Source organism: Hyphobacterium sp. (genome assembly GCF_965229905.1).
GTDB lineage: Bacteria > Pseudomonadota > Alphaproteobacteria > Caulobacterales > Maricaulaceae > Hyphobacterium.
In genome coordinates this window covers 2,490,109-2,512,315 of the sequence record NZ_OZ245930.1, presented here as the reverse complement: position 1 = coordinate 2,512,315, position 22,207 = coordinate 2,490,109, and the positions used below count along the sequence as shown (strand labels likewise).

The following is a 22,207-nucleotide window of genomic DNA, read 5'->3' as shown; positions in this document are numbered from 1 at the left end:
CGCGTGCTCCGGCTTAAGCCTGGAGCCGGTAACCCGCCCCGCGAACGGTGTGCAGAAGCGCATCGTCAAACGGCTTGTCGATCTTCGAGCGCAAGCGCGAGATGTGCACATCAATGACATTGGTTTGGGGATCGAAATGATAGTCCCACACCTTTTCGAGCAGCATCGTCCGGGTCACAACCTGACCGGAATGCTTCATCAGAAATTCCAGCAGGCGGAATTCGCGCGGTTGTAACAGGATTTCCTCGCCGCCGCGCGAAACTTTTCGGGCGAGCAGGTCCATTTCGAGATCGCCGACCACCAGCTTCGTCCGGACGGTTTCCGGATCGCGGCGGCGGGCCAGGGCTTCGACCCGCGCCAGCAATTCGGCGAAGGCATAGGGTTTGACGAGATAGTCATCGCCGCCGGCTTTCAGGCCTTCGACGCGGTGATCGACTTCGCCCAGCGCGGAGAGAATCAGAACCGGCGAGGATATGCCCTCATCCCGAAGCGTTTCGATCACGGAAAGGCCGTCCAGTTTCGGCAACATGCGGTCGACGACGAGAATGTCGTATTCCGCGGTACGACCCATTTCGAGACCTTCCTCGCCATCGGCGGCGTGATCGACCACATGGCCCGATTCCTTGAGCCCCTTGCGGATGTAGTTCGCGGCTTCGCGATCGTCTTCGATGATGAGAATACGCATATCCTCCGCCTTTCCGTTTTCCAGCGCCTAGGCGCGTTCCAGTTGAAGCGCGACGTAGCGCTGTCCGGCTGCGCCCTGGACGAGAAGCAAAATCGCGCTCCGGCCGTCACTCCGGGCGGTCTCGATCGCTTCGACAAAGCTCGCGACCGATTCCATGGTTTCGCCTCCGGCCTCGAGGATCACGTCACCAGGACGCAGGCCCTTTTGCGCGGCTTCGCTTCCGGGCTCGAGATCGACCACGACTAGGCCGGCGGCAGCGCCACCGCTTGTCAGGCCCAGGCGATCTGCAGCGACCTCGCTGGCCGGACGGATATCCATGCCAAAGAAGCTTGCTTCTGCTGTCTCCGGCTCATCCACATTGCGCATATCATCGAGATCGTCCTCGCCGGGCCGGTCGCCGAGACGCGCCCGGATCACGATTTCGTCCTCGTCGCGGATCACGCTGAAGCGGACCTCGTCGCCGGCACCGAAATTGCCGACACGGCGGGTCAGTTCGGCCGAGGTCGAAATCTCGTCACCATTAACAGCCGTGATAATGTCGCGGCGCTGGAAGCCGGCGCGGTCTGCCGGGCCGCCGGCGACGATGGACGACACGATTGCACCCCGCGACGCTTCGAGGCCGAGGCTTTCGGCAATATCGTCGGTCACATTCTGGATCTGCACGCCAAGCCAACCGCGCGTCACCCGCCCATCCTCGAGCAGCTGGTCGATAATGTTGGCGGCCACATCTGACGGAATGGCAAAGCCGATGCCGACATTCCCGCCCGACGGCGAAAAGATCTGCGAGTTCACACCGATCACGTCGCCATCAAGGCTGAAAGTCGGCCCACCCGAATTGCCGCGATTGATCGGCGCATCGATCTGCAGGAAGTTATTGTAGACATTGGTCGGCAATTCACGGCCGGTGGCCGAAACCATGCCGAATGTCGCGGTGCCGCCGAGGCCGAACGGATTACCGACTGCGATCACGAAATCGCCGACGCGGATGCTGGGATCGCGATCAAGCGTCACGAATTCGAATTCCGCGTTATCGGCATCGACTTGCAGCAAGGCGATATCGGTCAGCGGATCGGTCCCGATGATCTCGGCAGGAAGTTCCTCGCCATTGGCCAGCGTGACGGTGACTTCGCGCGCATTCTCGACGACGTGGTTGTTGGTCACGATGTGACCGTCGGACGAGATGAAGAAGCCGGATCCCAGCGACCGGCCCTCGCGAGGTGGGCCGAAGGGCTGCGGCTGGTTCGGGAATTGACGCTCGAACCATTCACGCAATTGCGGAGGCATCCCGTCGAATTGCGGCCCGGCATTCCCATTGGGGACCGGCGCCACGATGCGGGCATTAATCGAAACCACGGACGGGCTGACATCTTCGATCAGGTCCGCGAGCGACCAGGGGACGCCAGCGGGAACGGCGCCCGCATAACGCGGCGCGGCCTCTTCCTGTGCAATCACGGCCGGACTGGCGATCACCAGCGATGTTGCAGCCATAATGGAAGCGGAAACCCAGCGTACTCTTGAAATCATCGATACTCTGTCCTCTAGCGGTGTGTCACACTTGGATACGGAATGTGGGGCGGGATGGATATCCAGACGATGGCCACATTCTTACGAAAACATTACCAATGGTAGTTGGCCGGGACTAGTCGACCAGCTGCGAATTGATCCTGACTTCCTCGTGCAGCGTGCGGTGGACCGGGCAGCGGCCTGCAATCTCCAGCAATCGCTCACGTTCATCAGGCGTCAGTTCGCCTTCCAACCGGATGTCTTTTTCAAACACGTCGATCTTGGCGGGCTTTCCGGCCTCACAGCTTTCACAATCCTCGACATGGTTCTTGTTATGGCGAACCGCAACCGTCACCCTATCGAGAGAAAGCTTTTTGTGATCGGCATACATGCGTAACGTCATCGATGTGCAGGCTGCGAGCCCGGCCGCCACATAGCCGTAGGGTGTCATACCGGAATCGTCGCCGCCGACGCTGGCCGGCTCGTCGGCCAGCGTTGCAATATCCTGATTGACGACCCAGTTCTGAAACTTGCCCAGCCGCGTCTCCTGGACGACCACGCCGTCCTTGACCGGTTTTGGCGGTGCCGGCAAGGGATCGGGCGCTGCATAACGCGCCGCCCACGCCGAAACAATGTCGGCGACGAACAATGAATCCGTCTCGCGCGTCAGCAAATGATCGGCACCATCCAGGCTGATAAAACTCTTGGGGTGTTTTGCTGCCACGAACAGGCGTGTCGCATTGTCGATGCCGACGGTATTATCCAATGGCGCATGACAGATCAGGATTGGAGATTTCAGCTGCGACGCCGCGTCCTCCAGCGATCGGCCGCTAATGTCATCCAGAAACTGCTTCTTGATCTTGAACGGACGGCCGGCCAGCGAAACCGTGGCCTCCCCATTGGCTTCGATTTCCGGCACGGAGTCCTCGAACTGCAGCGCAACATGATCGGCGTCCGCCGGCGCTCCGATGGTCACCACCGCCTTGGTCGACTTTATCCGGCTGGCAGCTGCGACCACCGCGGCACCGCCCAGACTGTGGCCGATCAGGAGCGACGGCGGTTCATAAGCCTCCGAAAGGTGCTCCGCCGCTTTGACGAGATCGTCGATATTCGAAGAAAAATTCGTGTTGGCGAAATCACCCTCGGACTGGCCGAGGCCCGTGAAATCAAACCGCAGCACCGCGATTCCATGCCGCGCCAACCGCCGCGCAATCCGCGATGCGGCGTGAATGTCCTTCGAACAGGAAAAGCAGTGGGCGAATAGCGCATAGGCGCGCGGCGTACCGCCCGGTAGTTCCAGTTTCGCTGCCAGCGTGTCGCCTTGTGCGCCCTTGAACTCGACTCTCTTCGATTGTGGCATGGTGATCTCCTCGGTCCCTTGCAGGCTTGTGGTCGCATCAGCGCGCCACCGCAAGTCAAACCGGGCTCACGCTTGTGTCAGCGTTTGCGTGAAGCCATGCCGATCAGCAGGCCCCCGATCAGCAGCAGGATAAGCGGTGCGAGATAGAGCGGCGCCGTGGCGGCCGTGAAGCGCGGCCGCATCAGAACATCATCGCCATAGCGTTGCGACAGTGCGATCCGGACGGAATCCGGTTCGGCACCCGCCGCGATTTGCGTGCGCACGAACAGGCGCATGTCCTGGGCCAAAGCGGCATCGGAATCGGCGATCGATTGGCCATCGCAGACCACGCAGCGGATTTCGCGCATCAGCTCCGCGGCCACACGTTCCTGCTGCGGGGTCATCGTCGCAGATTGCACCAGCAGGCTGATAAGCAGAGCCTTCATCATGCCGGCACCTCCCCGCGCCGCCGGCTCATCCATCGCGCAATGGCGGCAAGGCTGCCGCCGATGACAATCAGCGTCGCTCCGAGGCCGAGCAGCCATACCAAGGGATTGAAGGACACGCGGATTTCATACGCAATTTCGCCGGTTTCACGCGTCCGCGGCTCGCCGAGAGACACGTAGAGGTCACCGGACAACCGGCTGTGCAGCGCCACCTCGCGGGTCGTCGTTTCCGCAGCTGTATAGAAGCGCCTTTGCGGCCGCATGACGCCTTCCGGCTCTAGATGGATTTGGGCTTCGTCCGCCAAATAGTTCGGCCCGTCGGCGCGTGTCACCCGGTCCAGCCGCAGGGTATAGCCCGCGACTTCGATGCTTTCTCCCGGAGCAAGCGCCGCGCTGGTTTCGGGGTCACCGGTCGAATCCGCGACCGCTCCTAGCGCAATGACGGCGATACCGGCATGCGCCAGCACACGGCCGGTCAGACCCAGCCTTGCTGCCGCGGAAACCAGCGAGCGATGGTGCCAGACATCCGCAGCGAGTCCCGCCAGCGTCCAGCCCGCCAGAGCCGCTGCCGCGATCGCCACCGGCGATCCGCCCAGCCAGATCGCCCAGGCACCGCCCAGAATGCCGGGCAGAATCCAGAAGCTGGCCCGCACCGCCAGCTTGCGCGTCAGCCCGGCCTTCCGCCATGGCAGGAAGGGCGCCAGCGGCAGGAATATCAGCAGGGCCGCCAGGAATTTCGTTGCCACGAAATTATAATATGCTGCACCAATCGACACGCCGGTCGCTCCAAATGCGGCGGCGATCAGCGGATAGACCGTCCCGATCAGGACAATGCCCGTGACGACAGTCAGCAGCAGATTGTTGATCCCTATGAAGGCTTCGCGGCTGGAGAGCGCAAATCCGTCGCCCTCGCCCAACAGATGCGATCTCAATGCAAACAGCGTCAGCCCGCCGCCTGCGAGCACGGTCATGATGGCGAGAATCCAGAGCCCGCGCTCGGGATCGAGCGCAAAAGCATGCACCGACGTCAGGACGCCGGATCGGACAAGAAACGCGCCCAGGGTCGACATCGAAAAGGCCATGATCGCCAGGAATGCCGTCCAGCCGGCGTAACTTCCCGTGCGCTCGGTGGCGATGGCGGAGTGGATCAAGGCTGCGGCGATCAGCCAGGGCATGAAACTCGCATTCTCAACCGGATCCCAGAACCACCAGCCGCCCCAACCCAGCTCGTAATAGGCCCACCACGACCCAAGAGCGATACCGGCTGTCAATGCCGTCCAGGCGACGAGAGACCAAGGCCGCAGCGCCGCTGCAATGGCGCGCCCGCCGCGGCCCTCAATCAGGCCGGCGGCCGCAAGCGAGAACGCTGCGGACAGGCCGACATAGCCGATGTAAAGCGTGGGTGGATGTACAGCGAGTGCCGGGTCTTGCAGGATCGGATTGAGCTCTGCGCCTCGCAGCGGAACGTCTGCGAGCCGCTCGAACGGGTTTGATGCAAAAACGAGAAATCCGAGAAAGAGGATTTGCAGGACGGCCTGGACCGATACCGAACGCAGCCGCAGCTGCATATCTTTTGCCAGCGCAAACCGGGCGAGCGCGGCACCAATGCCGATCAGCATCACACACCAGAGCAGCATCGAGCCTTCATGCCCGCCCCAAGCCGCCGCAATCTTGTAGAACAACGGTTTGTCGACATGCGAATGGTTCGCCACGTAAGCGACCGAGAAATCCGACTGCAGAAACAGGAGGATCAGCAGCCCGAACGCGATCACCGCGCTGGCCAGAGCGCCGTAGGAGGCCCGCGCCGCGATGGCACCTGCGATCTGCGAGGTCTTCGCCGCTGCATGCCAGCCCGCCAAGGCCTGCAACAACGACAGGGCCAAGGCTAGCGCAATCAAAAAATGGCCGAGTTCAGCGATCATTCGCCGGTCTCACCCTGCCAGACGCCGCTGTCGCGAAGTGCCTCGGCGACCTCGGGCGGCATGTAAGTCTCGTCATGCTTGGCCAGCACCGTGCTCGCCTCAAAGAGGCCGGCTTCAACAAAAGCACCTTCAGCGACAACGCCCTGTCCCTCGCGGAACAGGTCGGGAAGCGATCCTGAATATGTCACGCGGATCGTGGCGGCGCCGTCGGTGACGACAAAACGGGCCCCGCCTGCATCCGGCAGTTCCACGCTGCCGGTTTCCACCAGACCGCCAATCCGGATGCGTTCGCCGATCGCCGGTTGGGATTCGGCAACCTCGCTGGGGCTGTAAAACAAAACGATAGCATCACGAAGCGCGATCAGCGCCAACGCCACGGCGCCGGTCAAAACGATGGCCGCAACGCCGACCATGATTCCTCTTTGCGTGCGCGCCCTCATTCCGTGTCGTCCTCTTCAATCGCCAACGCTGCCATCAGTATGTCGAGTATCACCATCGCGCCTTCATTGCCGAGGAAAGCGCGGCGGGCGTCCAGCAATGCGGCGCGGGCCTCGTCTTCGCGCTGTAAAAGGCCGTAAACGCGGATCAGGCGGAGCCGGTCGGCGAAACCGGCCTCACCGCCTTCGACGCGCGTTTCCAGCCGCGACACCATTTCCGCGATGCGTAAGGCCGGGTCAAAGGCTTCATCCTCGGCCGCCGACGCGACCGCCGCAGAATCGACCTGCGGTTGGGAGAGGAGTTGAAAGGCCTGTTGCGCAATCAGGATCCGATAAGGGCTTCGCTCATCGAGCCGTGCGATCAGGTCGAGCCAGATCGCTTCCGCTGCATCGACCCGGCCTTCCTGAAACGCCGCCAGGCCGAGGAAGAATCCGGGCTCCGGCAAATCCGGGTCCAGCGTCCGGGCCTCTTCAAACGCCGCCACCGCTTCGCTGGTCACCTCACCCTCATTCAGATTGATGAAGGTCTGCCCGAGATCCGACAGCGTTTGCGCATCGAGCTCGAGGCGAAGCGAGCGCTGAAAGGCGTTGATCGCCTCCAGCTCCCGCTCTCGCCGGGCGAGCCCGCGGCCGAGTTGGGCCCAGGCTTCGGCATTGCTCGCATCCTGGCGGATCAGATCACGCCAGCGCTCTTCCCGGGCTTCCGCATTCAGCGTAGAGGGATCGGCGGCAAGTCTTTCCCGCGCAGCCTCACCGTAAGGAGAACCGGGCTGGCCGGGCTGGCCGTTCACAAGGTAGGCCACCCCTGCGATCAAAACGATGCCAGCCGTCAGCGCGGGCGCCAGCCAGCGCGGCGTTACACGAGCCGCCGGCCAGACGACAAAAGTCGCCAGGGCAAAACCCGCGATCGCAACGAAAACGGCGAGCGCTATCATTGCGGCTCCGGTCGGAAGACAAGGGACAGATTATTTGCCGGCATTTCGATTTTCTCGTGGAGCGCGAACCTATGCCGCGCCATCAATTTCGTCACCGCGTCAAGCGGGCGCACACCCCATTGCGGGTTTCTCGTCCTTAGATCTTCATCAAACGCAAGATTTGACGGTGCGCTGGCCTCGCCAAACAGGAACGGGCCATAAAGAAACAGCAAGCCATCTCCTGAGATCAGCGCTTCAGCGCCCGCGGCAAGTCCTTCGGCAACAGACCAAGGCGCGATGTGAATGACATTGCTGCAAACCACGGCATCGACAAAATCGAGATGTTCGGTCCACTGCGGCACTGAAACATCGATGGCGAGCGCCGGCTCCATCCCCGGAATCTCGAGAGAACGGGCGGTCGAACTAGCCCTGGACGCGGCATCGGGATCACTGGGAATCCAGGTCACATCCGGCCGGGCGAGGCAAACCGCCTCGGCATGCTCTCCCGTGCCACTGCCGATTTCAAGCACCCGCGCGCCGTCGCCCAAAAGCGGCGCCAGGACATCACGGATTGGTGCCGCATTCCGTGCCGCGCTTGGCGAATACAGCTTGTCGGCCGCCCTTGTCCGGGCTTCCAGGGCAATCGTTGACTTATCCTTCGGACCGTCCATGCCAGCGGGATAGGCATAGCAGTGGTTTTCTGCAAGCAGTTCAGGCGGCGCTGGACCGGACTGCGGCACTGCGCCGCTGGATCAGGCTGGCATTTTCGTCGTCCGCGAAAGCGCGCATATAGCGCACGACCAGAGCAATTGCCTCCAAGACTTGGTCACTGTCCTCGTCGTCCGTATTGCGCAGGACTTCCAGCAATCCGCTGGCACATTTGTCCAACTCGTTCCTGACGAGATCGGCCGCCTGTTTTTGCGCGCTGGCGATGGCCGCTTGTGTCGCCCAGTGTCCGGTTGCAGCGAGCAAGCAGAGGCCGGCCTCCGCTTGCTGAACAATTTCCGCAGCGGGAATGCGGCCGGCGCGCGTCACCCCCCGCCGGCCCTTTTCAGGATAGGGCAGAGCGCGCGGAAAAGATTTCTCGAATTGACTGAAAAAGTGTTCGAGGCAAGACGACGCCCGCGCTCGAATGCGAAACAGGGATTTGCCCCAATGCCCATCCTTGCGAATACCGAATTCGCGGGTCATGCCGACAGAAATCTTCACGTATTCCGCGACCGCATTCCCTGCCGCGCGCGCTTCCTGGAGCGATTGCGGTGCGTCGGCCAACTGGTCGGCATAGAAGGCGGCGTTCGCGAGCACGAGATCGCCGATATCCGCGAGGTCCGTTTTCGAGACGAGCGCGTCGTCCGAGCGGCGGCCAATCTTCTCCACCACACGGAAAATCTGGGCGGTTTTCTCCAACCGCGCGGTCAAGATTTTCAAAAGCCAGAGACTCGCGTCCGGCGCTTCATTGCTGACATGTTCATGAGCGTCGCGCGCTGCAACAACGAGATCGGCCGGCAAATCCTGGATTGCGTCCGGGAAAGGCTTGAGCGCGTCATACAGTATCCGGTCATTCTCAAGCAAGGTACACGCGTCGGCGAGCAGCGCCTCATAGTCGTCGCCAAAGTCGTTCTTCAGCTGACGCAGCACCGATTTGTCGCTTTGGGCGCGCTCGACCGCCGCTTTAATGGACGCCGCGATTCCTGTCCGCCAGGCCTGCATGGCATCCACGTCCGACGAATCCGGCGAGTTCGCGGAGTCCGGCGCCGAGAGTTGGCTAATAGCCTGTAATTGTTCGGATGAGAATCGCGCATGGGTAGGAGGTTGCCCGGCAGTGCCGGTCACGTCCGAGAATATACGGAATAAAACCGTGTCATGTGACGGCACGCCGGTCTCTGCATCAAGTTGCGCGAAAATATCCGCCAACTTGCCGATCGAGCCGGCCGCTCTTCTCAATTGACCGCGCATGTCCGGCGAGATCGCCGTCCACAATATCGACAGGCTTTCGAGCTGCTTTTCCGAGAGCGATGACATGGCCACAACCTGCTGTGCAGCCTGAATAATTACGGAAACAGGGTTAACCGTGCTTTATCAAATCCGGCCGGGCAAAATCAACTTGGCCGCCAGCCCGCCCATCTTGGAATGGCCGAGCTCGAGCTCACCGCCGTAAACGCGGGCCAGATCTACCACGATCGATAGCCCGAGACCGGTTCCCGACACCTCTTCGTCAAGCCGTACGCCGCGCTGCAGGGCTTGCTCGCGCTGATCCCGCGACATGCCCGGCCCGTCGTCCTCGACCAGAATGAAAAAGGTTCGATCGGTTTCGGTGCCGCTGCAAATCCGCACCTCGCGCGCTGCCCATTTGCAGGCATTGTCGGCGAGATTGCCCACCATTTCCTCGAGATCCTGGCGCTCGCCACGGAACAACAGGCCCTTATGCCCTTCGGCGGTGATGGTTTTGGTCTGCCTTGCATAGATTTTGCCCAATGTCCGGGTGATGTCGTCGACGACATCGCCCACCGAGCACTGCGCGCCGATCGCCTTGGCATGAGCCGCAGCCCGGGCGCGCCGCAGATGGTGATCGACCTGGCGCGACATGGTTTCCGTTTGCCGGCGGACCAGTCGCGCGGACTCGCTGTCATCGCCAGAGGTTTCATTCATCAACACCGCAATCGGCGTTTTCAGCGCATGCGCCAGATTGCCGACATGTGTGCGGGCCCGTTCAACAACCTCGCGCGAATGATTGAGCAGCGAGTTGAGCTCGTCACCGAGCGGCTGCAGCTCGACGGGATAGTCCCCCTCGACGCGCTGGCTCCGCCCTTCGCGAACGTCCGCCACGGCGTCCCGCATCCTGAAAACCGGGCTAAGACCGATACGCACCTGTAGGATCACGCCTGCAGCCAAGACAATGCCGAACACCAGGAAAATGCCGATGGATATGAACGCAAAGCGCTGCACTTCCGCATCGGCCGGCCGCCGGTCTTCGGCCGCCAGCACCAGGATGCGCCCGCCCTCGCCCGGCAATTCGATGGCTTGACCAACCACCCTTAGAGGTTGGCGGTCCGGCCCGTGAGCATTGTAGGTGATCGGTTGGCCGAAATTATTCATCAGCCGGCGCTCGACGCGGGGCCGCACCGGAATGGGCTCATCCCAGACCGAACGGGAATTTCCGGCAACCGGCCCGACGCTTTCGCCGTCGAGGCGGTTGATCTGCCAGTACCGTCCGGAAAAAATCCGCTCATAGCGCGGATCGGGCGGCGGCCGCGACGGCAGCACCGCGCCGTCGGCCGCAGGCTCGGAAGTGGCAACAATGTTGGCGACAACGGCGGTCAACCGGTCATCGAGGGCCCGCAAGACCGACTGCCGGAACAGGGTCGTCAGCGCCAGCGCGACGGCGACCAGCGCTATCAGGATCCAGATCGCCGATGTTGCGACGAGCCGCCGGACGAGAGAGCGCCGGTGCGGGGTCACGCGGCCTTGGAGTCAGGATCGATCAGGCGGTAGCCAAGGCCCCGGACGGTCTCGATCCGGTCCGAGCCGATCTTCTTGCGCAAACGCCCGATAAATACTTCGATCGTGTTGGAATCACGATCAAAATCCTGATCGTAGATATGTTCGACCAATTCCGATCTCGAAATCACGCGGTCCTGATGATGTGCCATATAGCTGATCAGCCGGAACTCGTGCGAGGTCAGTTTCACCGGCGCGCCGTCGATGAACACCCGCGCACCGCGCGTGTCGACCGACAGTTGGCCGCAATCGATGCTGGACGACGCATGACCGGCGGCCCGCCGGGTCAGCGCCCGCAGCCGCGCCAGCAATTCCTCGGTGTGGAAGGGCTTGGTCAGATAGTCGTCCGCACCCGCATCGAAGCCCGCAACTTTTTCGCTCCAGCGGTCGCGCGCCGTCAGGATAAGCACCGGGAAATCGCGCCCGTCAGACCGCCAGCGTTCCAGAACCGTCACGCCGTCGATTTGCGGCAGGCCGAGATCCAGGACAACGGCATCATACGGCTCGGTATCCCCCAGGAAATGACCATCTTCGCCGTCGGAAGCCGCGTCGACGGCGTAGCCGGCATCGGCCAATGCCCGCTCGAGCTGGCGGTTCAGATCGGGATCATCTTCGACGATCAGCACACGCATCGGCTGGCTCCTATCTTTCCTGCAGAATCCGTCCGGTGCGGGCGTCCACGACAACGTCGATGCGGCGGCCTTCCCGGGTCAGGATCTTGATGATGTATTGCGGCGACGCGCCCCGCATGAGTTCGGCATCCAGCACTTCGGCGCCCGGATACCGGCTGCGCACGATGGAAATCACCCGCAGCGCCGGCAGAACATCGCCCGAATCGCGAGCATCGCGCGCCTGTCCCGAGGACAATCGGTCCTGCAGGCTTTGCGCGTTGGCGGCCGGCACAAGCGCACTCTCGCCAGCGAGGGCGAGAAGGGCGGCAGCGATGCCGGCGGTGATCACATGTCGTCTGTTCATGCCGGGCAATCTGCCTTTGAGTCACTGAACGCGCGCTGAATGAATAGATAATCAAACTTGAAGGTTTTTGCGAGGGTTGTAGCCCGCCGGCGGGCTCCAGGTCCGGAGCCCGCTTCGATGATACCGCCCCCTTAATGGAGCCAGTTTGTATGGCTGCCAATATTATATTAAATGAGTACCCGGAAATCGAAAAGCGAAGACGACGCCATGATACGTATATTCGCACTTCTAATTATAATCAGCCTGGCAGTTTTACCTAGTACTGCCGCAACTGCGAGAGGTCTTAGTAAACCACCTACAGTCTCGTCTTATGACGAGAACTTTGATGACTGGCTGCAGCAACTCGAAACACGCCTTGCGCCGTCAGATAGCCGTCTGCTCGCTCAATCGCCAGAACTGGGAATCTACCCAGGCGATATTGTAATCGGTAATTTGACAGAGAGCCGACTAGGTCCGGGGCATGCCGGCATCTATATCGGCCGCTGGCGAGATCTCCCCGACCATCTGCAAGAGGACTACGCAGCGGTTTTGGATAGAGCTTTAATCCGCTCTCAAGACTGGGGCTTGATCGATAGCTATTTGGTGATCGACTCAATGCCATCAGGCGGCGTCATGGTCAGATCGTTTGTTGAACAGTTTACCGGTTATCTTGTACGCCGTTCACAGCCGCGAATAGAGGACGCAGTAATCTGGGAAGCGAACACCGGCGGCGCGATCGCTTGGCCCGGATTGGCGAATGAAGATCCGCGTCGATGGCAGATTGTAGAGGAAGCGCTTAGCGCGGCCCTGCATCGTGTTCCCTACGACGATAACCACACACAATGGGCGACAACACGGCTGTTTGGCTATGAGGGACTAGATTACGATCAATTCGATGATGGGCTCGATTGTATAGCACTGATCCATATCGCGTATCAGCGCGGGGCTGACATAGATCTAGACGTCAGCTGGGCTCCCTGGCACACGCCCGCCCAGATTTACGATGAAGCTGCAGAGAATGGATACCTTCGACAGGTCGATCTTACGTTCGCACAATTCGAAATGCTCTTTCAGGGTGTTTGGCGTCTGGATCAAACAGATTTGCACATCGATCAAACTGGCGCAGCCGGCGAACACTTACGAGCACTTCTGACCCTCCCCTCTGCCGAGTATCGGCTTTGGCGAGATGACAATGAATTTTTTTTCAGGTTTCCGGCAGACGCTCAACCATTGCCAGATATCGTACGCGCGCTTGGCTGGGTGTCAGGTCTGGAACGATTGCCGGATGGATCCCTGTTGTTTTCACTTCGTGATCCCAGCGGCAGTTTCGATCTATACGGCACCGTGGATACAGACGGCGAGATGCGCATAGAGATATCAGGCGATATTCGCGCCGGCGGATCATGGTTGCCTACGCACACGTCCGCAAATTCGGCAATGTCCGGACGATATCAAATGTTTTTGGAAGGCAGAAAGATGTTCTCAATGCCACAACGCCAGCGGCGCGAGGATCTGGGATTGGTATTGTCGCCGGTGACGCGATACTAGAGCAGATCAATCCTCGCCGGGCGCTGCTAGGCATCATCTTTCTAGAGAAGATAAGTTAAATCGCGCTACTTCCAACTCGTTTTCGGCCCGGCGGTCGCGAACCCGGAGAACGATTTCTGCATTGGATTGCCCGGATAAATCGAAAAGCAACGTGGCTGTATTTCCCACAGTGCGTAATTCGAAAGGTAGGCTTTGCGGCGTTGAATGATCAGAGGTGTTTACCTGGATGCTGAAGCGGTGGTCATCACTGACAGAGGTGACGTAAAAAACGCCAAGTCGCGGCGATGGCCGGGCCGCATCAGGAACGGATGCATTTAAGATCCCAACCGTCTCCGCTACAGTCTCGTTAATCGCAAGAGGCGGAATCACGGTGTGAAAAAAGGTGACATCGAGCGCCGCCAAATCGCGCAAGCAATAAGATGCTATGGCGGCACACATGTTACTTGTGATGGGGCTTTGGCGCCGATACCGGCGATCGGTTACGAAATATTGGCCGGGAATGTCATCGCGTGTGTACAGGAATCCACGATCACCGTTTTCGCAACGCAGCCTGCGATTTCCATTACGCAGGTGAGGAGTCTCACGGGGGAAATGCCAATGCCAGTCGCGTTGAAGGCTCGCCGCGCCTTGATCTGCGCACTCGTTGCTGTTGCGCCCGACTAAGGAGTTGAGTCGATCAAAAACCTGAGCATTCCCTTCGAAGCACCCGAAGACAACAATTAGCATTGCGGCCAAAACCACACGAAAAGCCATCGCGAACCTCTCAATCGTTCGTCGCCCACGACCTCTACGGCAGTTTAGCAAAGATTGGGCGGACACGAAGGAATTTGGTATCGCTTTTGAGAGATCGCCTAAATAACGAGGTTTTTGCGAGGGTTGTAGCCCGCCGGCGGGCTCCAGGTCCGGAGCCGGTCGGCCAGATCATCATTCGCCGGGACGTCCACCATCAGCCGCACGATCTGATCGCCGGCTGTCTTGCCGGGCCGGCGCACACCGCGGCCCTTCAGGCGCAATAGGGTGCCGGACGTCGAGTTGGGTGGGATTTTGACATCGACATCGCCGTGCAGCGTCGGCACGCGGACCTTGGCGCCGAATACCGCCTCTTGGATCGACACGGGCAGATCGAGATGAACGGTGTCGCCCTCGCGCCGCAGCCAGCGATGCGGCTTTATCGACAGCATGATCAGAAGATCGCCGTCAGGCCCGCCGCTCTGGCCCTTTTGTCCCTGCCCGGTCAGGCGCAACATCTTACCGTCTTCCACACCGGCCGGAATCTTGACGTCGATACGGCGCCCGTCAGACAGGTTGAGGCGATGCGATCCGCCGGTCGCGGCGAGTTTGAAGTCGATGTCCAGACGCGCCTGAATATCGGCGCCCCGCGCGGCGCGCGGCCGCGCGCCGAAATCGCTGAACAGATCGGAGAAAATGTCGGTGAACTCGCCCTTCTGCCCTTGCCGGGCGGACCGGAAATGATGATGCGGTGCCACCTCTTCGCCGCGCGCGTCAATTTCACCGCGGTCGTAGCGCGCGCGCAATTCCTTGTCCGAAAGCAGTTTGAACGCGGCGCTGATCTGCTTGAACTTTTCTTCGGCGGCCGCATCACCCGGATTGGCGTCAGGGTGATAGGTTTTCGCCAGCTTGCGGTAGGCCTGACGGATCTCGTCCGCCGACGCCGACTTGGAGACACCGAGAATGCGGTAGGGATCGCTCATCGCCCAACTGCTGCCGGAAACCTCCCGGCAAAGCAAGTCGGCTAGGCCGCGAGCCCGATCTCGGTCGCCGCGCCGGCACCGTAGCGGGCCGAGATTTGCTGTACCCGGACCTCGAATGCCACGGGCGAAGGTCCGATTGCCGACGCGATCAAGTCTGAGTCCAATAAGAATTCCGGCAGGGACGTTTCGACCGCATGAACGATCGCGCCTTGATAGACGAGCGAAATCGCATACCGCTCGCCCTCTTCCGCCAGCGGCACATCGCGCGACACCCAGTCATCCGCGCCTAATCGGGTGCGGCGAATCCAGTGCAAGCGGAAGCCCTCCGCCCGCCGGTCGGCCTTTAGATGCGCCACCGGAAGCGGCGCCAAATCTGCTCCGCGATAGGTATGCCACACCATGTCATGTAGGGCTGGATCAGGCTGTAGGCCCAGGGCCAGCGCCGCATAGGCGATCGGCAGATCGCGCTCACCCGGTGGCAGGGAAAGCGATGCGAGGCTGTCGTCGAGCGCAACCACCGGCGCATTCGCCAAGGCATCGAGATCCATGTCCCTGGCCGCCAATAAAGACCGCAGGCGATAGGTCTGCGGCGCGACCAGGTCCGCGGTTTCGAATTCGAACCAACTCCAGCCGCTCGCGGTGGCCAGAGCCATCCGGTTCCCGCCGGCCAAAACCTCGCTCGGCGACCGTGTCACGAGCTCACCCCGATCGAGTTGCACGGTAAGCTCGGCCGACCGATTCCAACGCCCATCCCAAAGCCGGCCATGAGCAGCGACCACGCGTCCGGTCCGCGAGGGGCTGTCAATGGACAAACGCGGCGTCAAATCGGTCTCCGAGGTCCCCGCATGAAGTGTGACCTGGCGCGGCCAAGGATCTGCGTTCGCCGCCAACAGAACGCCGCTCCGCTCGGCGGTTTCGCTTGGCACGAGGGGAATATCCAGAATAAGCAGCAAAGGTTGCGGATAGGGCCGCACCACAGGTCCAGCGATCTGCGGCGTCGCGCCAAACCGGCTCGGCCCGGCACCGGCAACCGGCCCGGTTTCGACCTCTCGAACCGCCTGTCCCGTCGCCGAACGCACTGTCAGGTTCCGGTCGTTCAGGCGGATAGAGTCACCGGACTCAAGCGAAAGCTTCGACGGTGGCAGCGAAAACTGGACCGCCTCGGAATCGGCGATGGCGCGGTCGAGCTGCAAGGCCGACCACACCCGCGCCTGCGCCTCATCGGCCAGCAGGGGGAGCGTGACGTCGAAAACCGCCTGGAGGTCATTCGTGGCATGCCGCGCATAGACCGTCGACACACGATAATCCGGCGCATCCAGCCGGAACTGCAAACGGACATCGCGCGGCAACAGCGCGGTTTCCGGACGGCGCGTCGAGATCGCGCTACCGGTTTCCGGAAGCGCAAGTTCAACCTCCTGCACCGGGGTTGGGGTAAACGCTGAATCGCTTATGGCCACCACGCCATTGGAGCGGTCAGCGAGCGCAAATCCGTAGGCGGCGGTGAGTGGCTCGATGGCGCGCCGCGCCGGCATGGGCCGGTCGACAACGAAGCCGGAAACCAGGCCGCCGAGGTCGTCGACATTGATGTGGGTTCCGGCGCGCAAGCCAATCTCGCGAACGATCAATGCCAGAGGTGACAGCCCGGTGCGGCCGTTCAGCCAATGTCCCAATCGCCAGTTTTCCCCGTCCGACCACACATCGCGGCGCACCGGAAAATCGGGGAAAGGCCGGGCGTCCCATGTCCATATATGAATGTCGGCCGGATCGATCATCGGCCCGCCATAGACAGTCGAGACAGGGCGGTCCGGTATGGACCAGTAGCCGATCAGCGCTTCGATATAGCGCCGCTGAATCAAATCATCGCGGGCACCGGTCGAATGATAGGGCAGACGGCTTTCCGCGCTCTTGGGATCCACGAAGACGTTGGGCTGGTTCGCCCCCTTGTCCACCGCCGGACACCCCAGCTCCGTCAGCCAGATCGGCTTCGACTCTGGCACCCAGCCGGTCGGCGCGCCGAGCTCAACGCCGGCCTTGCGGTCGAAATGCGGCTCGCGCCACCACTGGCTCAAATCCTTGTAACGGAAAACCCAGGGCTTGCCATAAGCCCCGTCGGTGATCGGCGTGCGAAGCTGGGCATCGCGGTCGGCGTCCGATGCATAATACCAGTCATAGCCTTCGCCGCCTTCGACATTGGCCGACAGATAAGCGAGGTCGTGCGGGCCGGAAGCCAGCAAGGCATCCAGATGCTCGCCCTCACGCCAGTCCGACAGCGGCGCATACCAGTCGATTGCGACTGCATCGACCGTAGAATGTGACCACAGAGGATCGAGGTGGAAGAACACATCGCCGCTGCCATCGCTTGGCTGGAACCCGAAATACTCCGACCAATCAGATGCATAGGAAATCCGCGTACCGCTTCCGAGCAATTGCCGCGCTTCGCCGGCGAGATCGCACAATCGCGTCACTGCCGGGAAACTGTCGCTTGCGCCGCGGATCGTCGTCAGCCCGCGCATTTCCGATCCGATCAGGAATCCGTCCACGCCGCCTGCAGCTTGTGCCAGCGCGGCATGATGCAGGATGAAGCGTCGGAACCGCCATTCTGGCGGACCGGAGTAGCTGACCTGACCATTGCTGACGGAAAAATCCGCTGCCGCGGCTGTCCCGAAGAAAGCCTCGACCGCCGCTACTGCCGCGGAGGTCTGGTCCGGCGATCCCGGCTCTCCGGGCGCAGGAAAGCAGGTAATCCGGCCACGCCAGGGATAGACGGCCTGCTCGGCTTCACCATAGGGGTCCGGAAGCGCATTCCCCGCCGCCACATCCATCAGGATGAACGGATAAAGCGAGACGTTGAAGCCCCGCGCCTTCAGCTCCTGAATGGCGGCGATCAATGAGGCGTCGTCCGGCGTACCGCCATAGGCTGGCCGATCATCGATCGTAGAAACGAGATGGGCCGTCGTGCGATCCTCACCGGCGACCGACCAGATCAGTGGCCGGGTGATGCGCTCGCGCGTTTCGACACCCGGACGGATATCGCAGGCATCGCAGCGGAGATCCGTGCCGAACCAGGCCGATACGATCAATACGGAACGGCAATTGGGCAACTGCGCTTCGAGATCGTCGATCGCCGCCATGAAATCGGGCTGCCCGCGCCCATTGTTGAGATTTATCCAGTTCTGACGGCCCGGTCCGACATCTTCGAGAACGGGCGTCGTCGCGTAGGCGAATTCTCCGGAAGCCGGAATCAGATCGACAGCCCGTATGGCGTTTTCCAGCCCCGCTTCGCCGTCAATTCCCCATGGGCTTCGGAATACCTCGAAGGCAAATTGCGGCACCCGATTGCCGAAAGCCTCCAGCGGCAGATCCTCGAAAACGACATAAGAAAGCCCGCGGAACGCCGGAGCATCGGCTGCGCCCTCGACCGCTTCGATCAGCGGGTCGGGGCTCTGGTCTTCGGTACCTCGGTAGAGCCGGAACGAAAGCGCGCTCTGATCGAGCAGTTCGCCATTGGCCCAAATCCGGCCGATTCCGCTGATATCGCCTTCGCAAATGCCGACCGCGAGGCTGACGGAATAGCTGTAGCGCGAAACGCGCGGCCCGCCTTTCCCGCCACCCTCTGAATCATGGTGTTCGCGAAATCGCGATGCCCAGATCACTTGGCCGGCAAGCCGTCCGCGGCCGTAGACGATAGGTATGGCGGCACCCTCGGTCGACGTCTGTATCTGAAGGTTGTCGAGCCGTGGCCCCTCGATTGTTCTTTGGGACAAAAGCGCACGGTCAAAAGATCCACCCAGCGCGCTTCCGGCAAACCCGCCGATAGCGCCGCCGGTCAGTTGCGCTCCGAACAACGAGAGACCGTTCGGCAAAAGCGCCTGGCCGGCAACCGAACCGATTGTACCCAGTATTAGCTGTCCCATGACGCGCTGACCTCCGGGAAAGCAAAAACGGCGGCGAGACGACGCTGCCACCAGCGCGTGAATCGGGTTTCCGTAACCGCACGGGACGCATGGCAATGCACCATGGTGCCGGGATCCGTCAGAATGGCGCAGTGCGCCGGCGGGCTGGCGGCCGTCCAGCGAAACACAAGAATGTCGCCGCATCGCGGCTCGGCGACATCGCGCTTTTCGCAATAGGTCGCGAGTGTATCTGTCAATAAAGAGCAGTCCGGCGGCACCTTGTATGCGGGCAAGCGGGACGGTTCGGGCCCACAACAGGCGCGCCAGATGCCCCGGACAAGCCCGATACAGTCACAACCGACGCCGCACACGCTGGCGCCTTGACGATAGGGCGTGCCAATCCAAGCCCTAGCTTCTGCAATGATGGTTTTGCTGCGGGTCACGCCAGGCCTCTCGATCCGCCATCGCGGACCGGTTCGCTGGCGGGCCCGGCGATCAGAACATCATTGCCCGGCATCAGCGCGAACCCGCGAAAATTGATGATGTTCGCGAACTTGTCGCGGCAGGTCGCATGTTGCTTGTCGCAGCCGGCGACAATGTCGAAAGTCTGGCCGATTTCGACCGCGCCGTTCTCGGCGACGCCGATGTGGGCCTCCGCCCCATTGAGCCGGTGCCAAGAAACACGCTGGCGTACGCCGGCCGCCGCACCGCTGGTCCAGATCAGAAAACCCGCTTCGAACCAGGTATCCGCGAAGCCGGACAGGCCGGTCGCGGATATCCCGTTGGGAAGAATAGCGGAAACCGTGCCGGCGCCCTTATAGGCGGATTGGTTGGCGTCCAGTCCGCACCGGGCATCGCCGAATTCCGCGTCGCAATGCCGTGAGTAGATCCGTCCGATGGCGCGCTCCAGACGGCGCGAGGATCCGTTCAGATCCGCGCGGAAAGCCGAGCCATCATGCGTGACGGACCCGAGCTCCCCGGTCCAAGTCTGCACGCGCATCGAGACATCGCGCCAATCGACCCGGAAGACCTCCACCTTGGCCCCGTCCCACAGTCCCGCCGCGAGTTCGCCGTTACTGATCGCATCGTCGGCAAACAGGCCGGCAATCTCGCTCGCTGCCGCTTCGCCACCCAGCCGCGCATCAAGGTCGCTACCCGTAAAGCCGCTGTCCGGACGGAATGTAAGGCCATCGAATGCCAGCGATCGGTCATGATCGGTGAAACCGAAAACCGTACCGTCGCGGCGCATCACACGCCAGCACCAGGCCAGTGTCGTGATCCCGGCATCAAGCCGGTCCTGCAAGGCCGTTGGAATGGCAAGCATGGCTAGGCTTTGATCTCGACGATCGGCAGGTCGGCGACCTCGCCGGCCTCAATGGCATCGAGGGAGATAGCCAACCGGTCCGTATCGAACCGCACCGGCACATCGAATTCGAAGCCCGCGGTCAGGATTGACCCCGCTGCCGGTGGCGTGGTGAAACCGACCTCGCCCGTCGCGGCATCGACGCTGAAATCCACGCTCTCGGTCAAAGAGCTTCCGTCCTCTGCAATCATCACGCTGCCCGCCACCGGCTTGCGGATCGGCCGGTCATAAGATCCCGCCCCATCTGCATATCGTTTAATCAGTTGAAAGCCGGCGGTGGCGCCATCGCCGGTGCCCAGCGGCTGATCGGTTTCGCTGACCGGCGAGCCGCTGGCATGATCCACGGGATCGCGGAACCGGAAACCGTGGAGTTGACCGTGACGCGCCTCGAAGAAGGCGATCAGCGTTTCCAGATCGCCCCGGGATTTGATCCCTGGCGCAGCATTCCACCGGCGCCTTGAATGCGCCCAGGGCGAATTGCGTTCCTCATGGCCCGAAACCAGCGAGACGATCTCGGTCCGCCGCATCGGCCCGCCGCTGGCACCCAGTGCGAGGGCGAACGGAAAACGGACGTCATGAAAGGCCGTGGTCATAATCGCGCCGCGCCCTTGCGCACCGCTCGCGCCAGCGCCGTGGCGATCTGGGTTTCAGACCGGCGCACCGTTTCGCCGGAGACCGGGCCGTTCAGATTCACCGTCACCTGAATGGGTGCGGCAGCCGAGATCTGGCCCGCTGCGCCGGGCGTGAAGACCTCCGGACCGCGTTCACCCACGAGATATGACCCGCCCGGCTGCACCGGCCCGCCTTCTGCGCGCGCCCCGAAGAAGGGCAATTGCGCCGTCAGGCCGCTCATCAACTGGTCGATCGGCCCGGTGACGAAGCGTTCGGTGGCGACCCGCGAGAGATCGCGCAGGATCGCATCGGCCATGGCGGAGAATGACAATTCGCCCGTCCGCGCGGCGCGCGTAAGAGCGGATTCAATGCTTTGACCAGCCCGTTCGAACGCGTCGCGCATTGTGTCGGCGGCTTCGCGGGCCGGGCCGTCGGCCAGCCGCGTCAACGCATCGCCGGCGCGCTCGACCTCTTCGGACAGGCGCTCAAAATCGTCAGGTGTCATGGGAGATGTCCGGATGGAGAGACAGGAGCCGATCAAGATCGGAACGCGACAGGGCGGGAGGTGAGTCCGGGGCCGCCAGCCAAGCCCATTCCTTCAGCGACAGACGCCAGAAATCGGCGGGCGCCAGACCAAAGCGTAAAACGGCGAGGCGCAACCAGCCTTCGAACGGAATGCCGCTCACAGCGCTCGCTCGAAACATTCGGCAACAGCGCGCGCCGCCTCGGCAGGATCGATGCGTGCCGTCGACAGATCCAGCGAGACGCCCTCCCCGCCGGTCAACAGCGCCTGCACGACCAGAAGCAGATCGGCCGCCGACAATGCCTTGAGCCGCACGGCCAGTGCCGTGAAACCGTCACAGCCCAGCGCCGCCTCGATATCCGCCAGCGCCCCCAGCGTCAGGCAAAGCGTACGCGGCGCGCCATCAATGCTCAGCGCCACCTCGCCGCGTGCGGGATTCATCTAGGCCGCCGTGAAGATCAGAGCGCCCGCAGAAGCCAGCGACAGGGAATAGCTCGCCTCGCCATCATGCCGGCCGGCATATTCCAACGCAGCAATCTGGAAGGGCCCCTCGATCGTCCCGAAATCGGGAATGACCAATTGCCAGTTCGGCATGGCCTGATTGAAGAAGGCCTGGCGGACCGTTTCGTCCGCAGCGGTATCGACAAATAGGCCGGCGCCCGTCACCGAGCAGGATTTCACCCCTGCCCCGGCGATCAGCTCGCGCCAGCCTTCCGGACTATCAGATGTCGTCGCATCGATTGTGCGGGCATTCAGCGTGATCGTCCGCGCGCGCAGCCCGGCGACGCTGGTAAAGGCCTCCGGCGAACCGCCATCACCGATCTTGAGCAGCAGGTCTTTTCCGCGTTGAGCGGTCAT

Annotated in this window: 23 protein-coding genes; 1 reads left to right on the top strand and 22 read right to left on the bottom strand. The window is 61.9% G+C overall.

Translation table 11 applies throughout. The features are described 5' to 3' along the window. Positions 1 to 13 precede the first annotated feature (13 nt). From ACO08C_RS12550 to ACO08C_RS12495, 12 genes are all read right to left on the bottom strand, one after another. Positions 14 to 685 (bottom strand): winged helix-turn-helix domain-containing protein, encoded by a 672-nt coding sequence (locus ACO08C_RS12550; RefSeq protein WP_421786046.1) that lies wholly within the window; start codon positions 683 to 685, stop codon positions 14 to 16. 27 nt (positions 686 to 712) lie between these two features. Beyond that, positions 713 to 2,173 carry a Do family serine endopeptidase gene (locus ACO08C_RS12545; RefSeq protein ID WP_421786045.1) on the bottom strand — a complete coding sequence of 487 codons (1,461 nt, stop codon included), beginning with the start codon at positions 2,171 to 2,173 and terminating at the stop codon, positions 713 to 715. Between the two features lie 151 nt (positions 2,174 to 2,324). Further along, on the bottom strand, positions 2,325 to 3,548 hold the full coding sequence (locus tag ACO08C_RS12540) for an alpha/beta fold hydrolase (protein ID WP_421786044.1): 1,224 nt from the start codon (positions 3,546 to 3,548) through the stop codon (positions 2,325 to 2,327). Positions 3,549 to 3,625: 77 nt separating this feature from the next. Beyond that, a complete protein-coding gene (locus ACO08C_RS12535) occupies positions 3,626 to 3,976 on the bottom strand; it encodes a cytochrome c-type biogenesis protein (RefSeq protein WP_421786042.1) in 351 nt (116 codons plus the stop codon). Continuing rightward, the gene (locus ACO08C_RS12530; protein ID WP_421786040.1) at positions 3,973 to 5,895 is read right to left on the bottom strand and encodes a heme lyase CcmF/NrfE family subunit; all 1,923 of its coding nucleotides are present in this window, start codon (positions 5,893 to 5,895) and stop codon (positions 3,973 to 3,975) included. The genes ACO08C_RS12535 and ACO08C_RS12530 overlap by 4 nt, the downstream gene beginning before the upstream one ends. Further along, the gene (ccmE, locus tag ACO08C_RS12525; protein WP_421786039.1) at positions 5,892 to 6,308 is read right to left on the bottom strand and encodes a cytochrome c maturation protein CcmE; all 417 of its coding nucleotides are present in this window, start codon (positions 6,306 to 6,308) and stop codon (positions 5,892 to 5,894) included. Before ccmE ends, ACO08C_RS12530 begins: the two co-directional genes overlap by 4 nt. A 23-nt stretch (positions 6,309 to 6,331) precedes the next feature. After that, a complete protein-coding gene (locus tag ACO08C_RS12520) occupies positions 6,332 to 7,267 on the bottom strand; it encodes a tetratricopeptide repeat protein (RefSeq protein ID WP_421786037.1) in 936 nt (311 codons plus the stop codon). Continuing rightward, positions 7,264 to 7,917, bottom strand: a complete 654-nt coding sequence (locus ACO08C_RS12515; protein WP_421786035.1) for a DUF938 domain-containing protein — start codon at positions 7,915 to 7,917, stop codon at positions 7,264 to 7,266. Before ACO08C_RS12515 ends, ACO08C_RS12520 begins: the two co-directional genes overlap by 4 nt. Positions 7,918 to 7,957: 40 nt before the next feature. Next, the gene (locus tag ACO08C_RS12510; protein WP_421786033.1) at positions 7,958 to 9,268 is read right to left on the bottom strand and encodes a hypothetical protein; all 1,311 of its coding nucleotides are present in this window, start codon (positions 9,266 to 9,268) and stop codon (positions 7,958 to 7,960) included. A 57-nt stretch (positions 9,269 to 9,325) separates the two neighbouring features. Beyond that, positions 9,326 to 10,705: an ATP-binding protein gene (locus tag ACO08C_RS12505; RefSeq protein WP_421786031.1), complete on the bottom strand. Its 1,380-nt coding sequence runs from the start codon at positions 10,703 to 10,705 to the stop codon at positions 9,326 to 9,328. Then, on the bottom strand, positions 10,702 to 11,376 hold the full coding sequence (locus tag ACO08C_RS12500) for a response regulator transcription factor (protein WP_421786029.1): 675 nt from the start codon (positions 11,374 to 11,376) through the stop codon (positions 10,702 to 10,704). The genes ACO08C_RS12505 and ACO08C_RS12500 overlap by 4 nt, the downstream gene beginning before the upstream one ends. A gap of 10 nt (positions 11,377 to 11,386) precedes the next feature. Then, entirely contained in the window at positions 11,387 to 11,719 is a 333-nt protein-coding gene (locus ACO08C_RS12495) for a PepSY domain-containing protein (RefSeq protein ID WP_421786028.1), read from the bottom strand. Between the two features lie 207 nt (positions 11,720 to 11,926). Between ACO08C_RS12495 and ACO08C_RS12490 the strand changes: the two genes are divergently transcribed. Further along, positions 11,927 to 13,246 (top strand): hypothetical protein, encoded by a 1,320-nt coding sequence (locus ACO08C_RS12490; protein ID WP_421786027.1) that lies wholly within the window; start codon positions 11,927 to 11,929, stop codon positions 13,244 to 13,246. A 33-nt stretch (positions 13,247 to 13,279) separates the two neighbouring features. On the opposite strand, the gene ACO08C_RS12485 is transcribed toward ACO08C_RS12490, so the two are convergent. From ACO08C_RS12485 to ACO08C_RS12440, 10 genes are all read right to left on the bottom strand, one after another. After that, entirely contained in the window at positions 13,280 to 13,999 is a 720-nt protein-coding gene (locus ACO08C_RS12485) for a hypothetical protein (RefSeq protein WP_421786026.1), read from the bottom strand. Positions 14,000 to 14,097: 98 nt separating this feature from the next. Continuing rightward, positions 14,098 to 14,958: a DnaJ C-terminal domain-containing protein gene (locus ACO08C_RS12480; protein WP_421786025.1), complete on the bottom strand. Its 861-nt coding sequence runs from the start codon at positions 14,956 to 14,958 to the stop codon at positions 14,098 to 14,100. Between the two features lie 41 nt (positions 14,959 to 14,999). Next, a complete protein-coding gene (locus ACO08C_RS12475; protein ID WP_421786024.1) occupies positions 15,000 to 18,872 on the bottom strand; it encodes a baseplate multidomain protein megatron in 3,873 nt (1,290 codons plus the stop codon). Continuing rightward, the gene (locus ACO08C_RS12470; protein ID WP_421788721.1) at positions 18,860 to 19,222 is read right to left on the bottom strand and encodes an NlpC/P60 family protein; all 363 of its coding nucleotides are present in this window, start codon (positions 19,220 to 19,222) and stop codon (positions 18,860 to 18,862) included. The genes ACO08C_RS12475 and ACO08C_RS12470 overlap by 13 nt, the downstream gene beginning before the upstream one ends. Positions 19,223 to 19,290: 68 nt before the next feature. Then, on the bottom strand, positions 19,291 to 20,175 hold the full coding sequence (locus tag ACO08C_RS12465) for a DUF2163 domain-containing protein (protein ID WP_421786023.1): 885 nt from the start codon (positions 20,173 to 20,175) through the stop codon (positions 19,291 to 19,293). A 2-nt stretch (positions 20,176 to 20,177) separates the two neighbouring features. After that, positions 20,178 to 20,807, bottom strand: a complete 630-nt coding sequence (locus tag ACO08C_RS12460) for a phage distal tail protein, Rcc01695 family (RefSeq protein ID WP_421786022.1) — start codon at positions 20,805 to 20,807, stop codon at positions 20,178 to 20,180. Further along, positions 20,804 to 21,331, bottom strand: a complete 528-nt coding sequence (locus ACO08C_RS12455) for a phage tail tape measure C-terminal domain-containing protein (RefSeq protein WP_421786021.1) — start codon at positions 21,329 to 21,331, stop codon at positions 20,804 to 20,806. The genes ACO08C_RS12460 and ACO08C_RS12455 overlap by 4 nt, the downstream gene beginning before the upstream one ends. Next, positions 21,321 to 21,512 carry a phage tail assembly chaperone gene (locus ACO08C_RS12450; protein ID WP_421786020.1) on the bottom strand — a complete coding sequence of 64 codons (192 nt, stop codon included), beginning with the start codon at positions 21,510 to 21,512 and terminating at the stop codon, positions 21,321 to 21,323. Before ACO08C_RS12450 ends, ACO08C_RS12455 begins: the two co-directional genes overlap by 11 nt. Then, positions 21,509 to 21,790, bottom strand: a complete 282-nt coding sequence (locus ACO08C_RS12445) for a GTA-gp10 family protein (protein WP_421786018.1) — start codon at positions 21,788 to 21,790, stop codon at positions 21,509 to 21,511. Before ACO08C_RS12445 ends, ACO08C_RS12450 begins: the two co-directional genes overlap by 4 nt. After that, entirely contained in the window at positions 21,791 to 22,207 is a 417-nt protein-coding gene (locus ACO08C_RS12440; RefSeq protein ID WP_421786017.1) for a phage major tail protein, TP901-1 family, read from the bottom strand.

Coding starts and splice junctions, on each gene's coding strand:
- ACO08C_RS12550 (WP_421786046.1), bottom strand. CDS start 685: ATGCGTATTCTCATCATCGAAGACGATCGCGAAGCCGCGAACTACATC.
- ACO08C_RS12545 (WP_421786045.1), bottom strand. CDS start 2,173: ATGGCTGCAACATCGCTGGTGATCGCCAGTCCGGCCGTGATTGCACAG.
- ACO08C_RS12540 (WP_421786044.1), bottom strand. CDS start 3,548: ATGCCACAATCGAAGAGAGTCGAGTTCAAGGGCGCACAAGGCGACACG.
- ACO08C_RS12535 (WP_421786042.1), bottom strand. CDS start 3,976: ATGATGAAGGCTCTGCTTATCAGCCTGCTGGTGCAATCTGCGACGATG.
- ACO08C_RS12530 (WP_421786040.1), bottom strand. CDS start 5,895: ATGATCGCTGAACTCGGCCATTTTTTGATTGCGCTAGCCTTGGCCCTG.
- ccmE (WP_421786039.1), bottom strand. CDS start 6,308: ATGGTCGGCGTTGCGGCCATCGTTTTGACCGGCGCCGTGGCGTTGGCG.
- ACO08C_RS12520 (WP_421786037.1), bottom strand. CDS start 7,267: ATGATAGCGCTCGCCGTTTTCGTTGCGATCGCGGGTTTTGCCCTGGCG.
- ACO08C_RS12515 (WP_421786035.1), bottom strand. CDS start 7,917: ATGGACGGTCCGAAGGATAAGTCAACGATTGCCCTGGAAGCCCGGACA.
- ACO08C_RS12510 (WP_421786033.1), bottom strand. CDS start 9,268: ATGTCATCGCTCTCGGAAAAGCAGCTCGAAAGCCTGTCGATATTGTGG.
- ACO08C_RS12500 (WP_421786029.1), bottom strand. CDS start 11,376: ATGCGTGTGCTGATCGTCGAAGATGATCCCGATCTGAACCGCCAGCTC.
- ACO08C_RS12495 (WP_421786028.1), bottom strand. CDS start 11,719: ATGAACAGACGACATGTGATCACCGCCGGCATCGCTGCCGCCCTTCTC.
- ACO08C_RS12490 (WP_421786027.1), top strand. CDS start 11,927: ATGATACGTATATTCGCACTTCTAATTATAATCAGCCTGGCAGTTTTA.
- ACO08C_RS12485 (WP_421786026.1), bottom strand. CDS start 13,999: ATGGCTTTTCGTGTGGTTTTGGCCGCAATGCTAATTGTTGTCTTCGGG.
- ACO08C_RS12480 (WP_421786025.1), bottom strand. CDS start 14,958: ATGAGCGATCCCTACCGCATTCTCGGTGTCTCCAAGTCGGCGTCGGCG.
- ACO08C_RS12475 (WP_421786024.1), bottom strand. CDS start 18,872: ATGGGACAGCTAATACTGGGTACAATCGGTTCGGTTGCCGGCCAGGCG.
- ACO08C_RS12465 (WP_421786023.1), bottom strand. CDS start 20,175: ATGCTTGCCATTCCAACGGCCTTGCAGGACCGGCTTGATGCCGGGATC.
- ACO08C_RS12460 (WP_421786022.1), bottom strand. CDS start 20,807: ATGACCACGGCCTTTCATGACGTCCGTTTTCCGTTCGCCCTCGCACTG.
- ACO08C_RS12455 (WP_421786021.1), bottom strand. CDS start 21,331: ATGACACCTGACGATTTTGAGCGCCTGTCCGAAGAGGTCGAGCGCGCC.
- ACO08C_RS12445 (WP_421786018.1), bottom strand. CDS start 21,790: ATGAATCCCGCACGCGGCGAGGTGGCGCTGAGCATTGATGGCGCGCCG.
- ACO08C_RS12440 (WP_421786017.1), bottom strand. CDS start 22,207: ATGACCGCTCAACGCGGAAAAGACCTGCTGCTCAAGATCGGTGATGGC.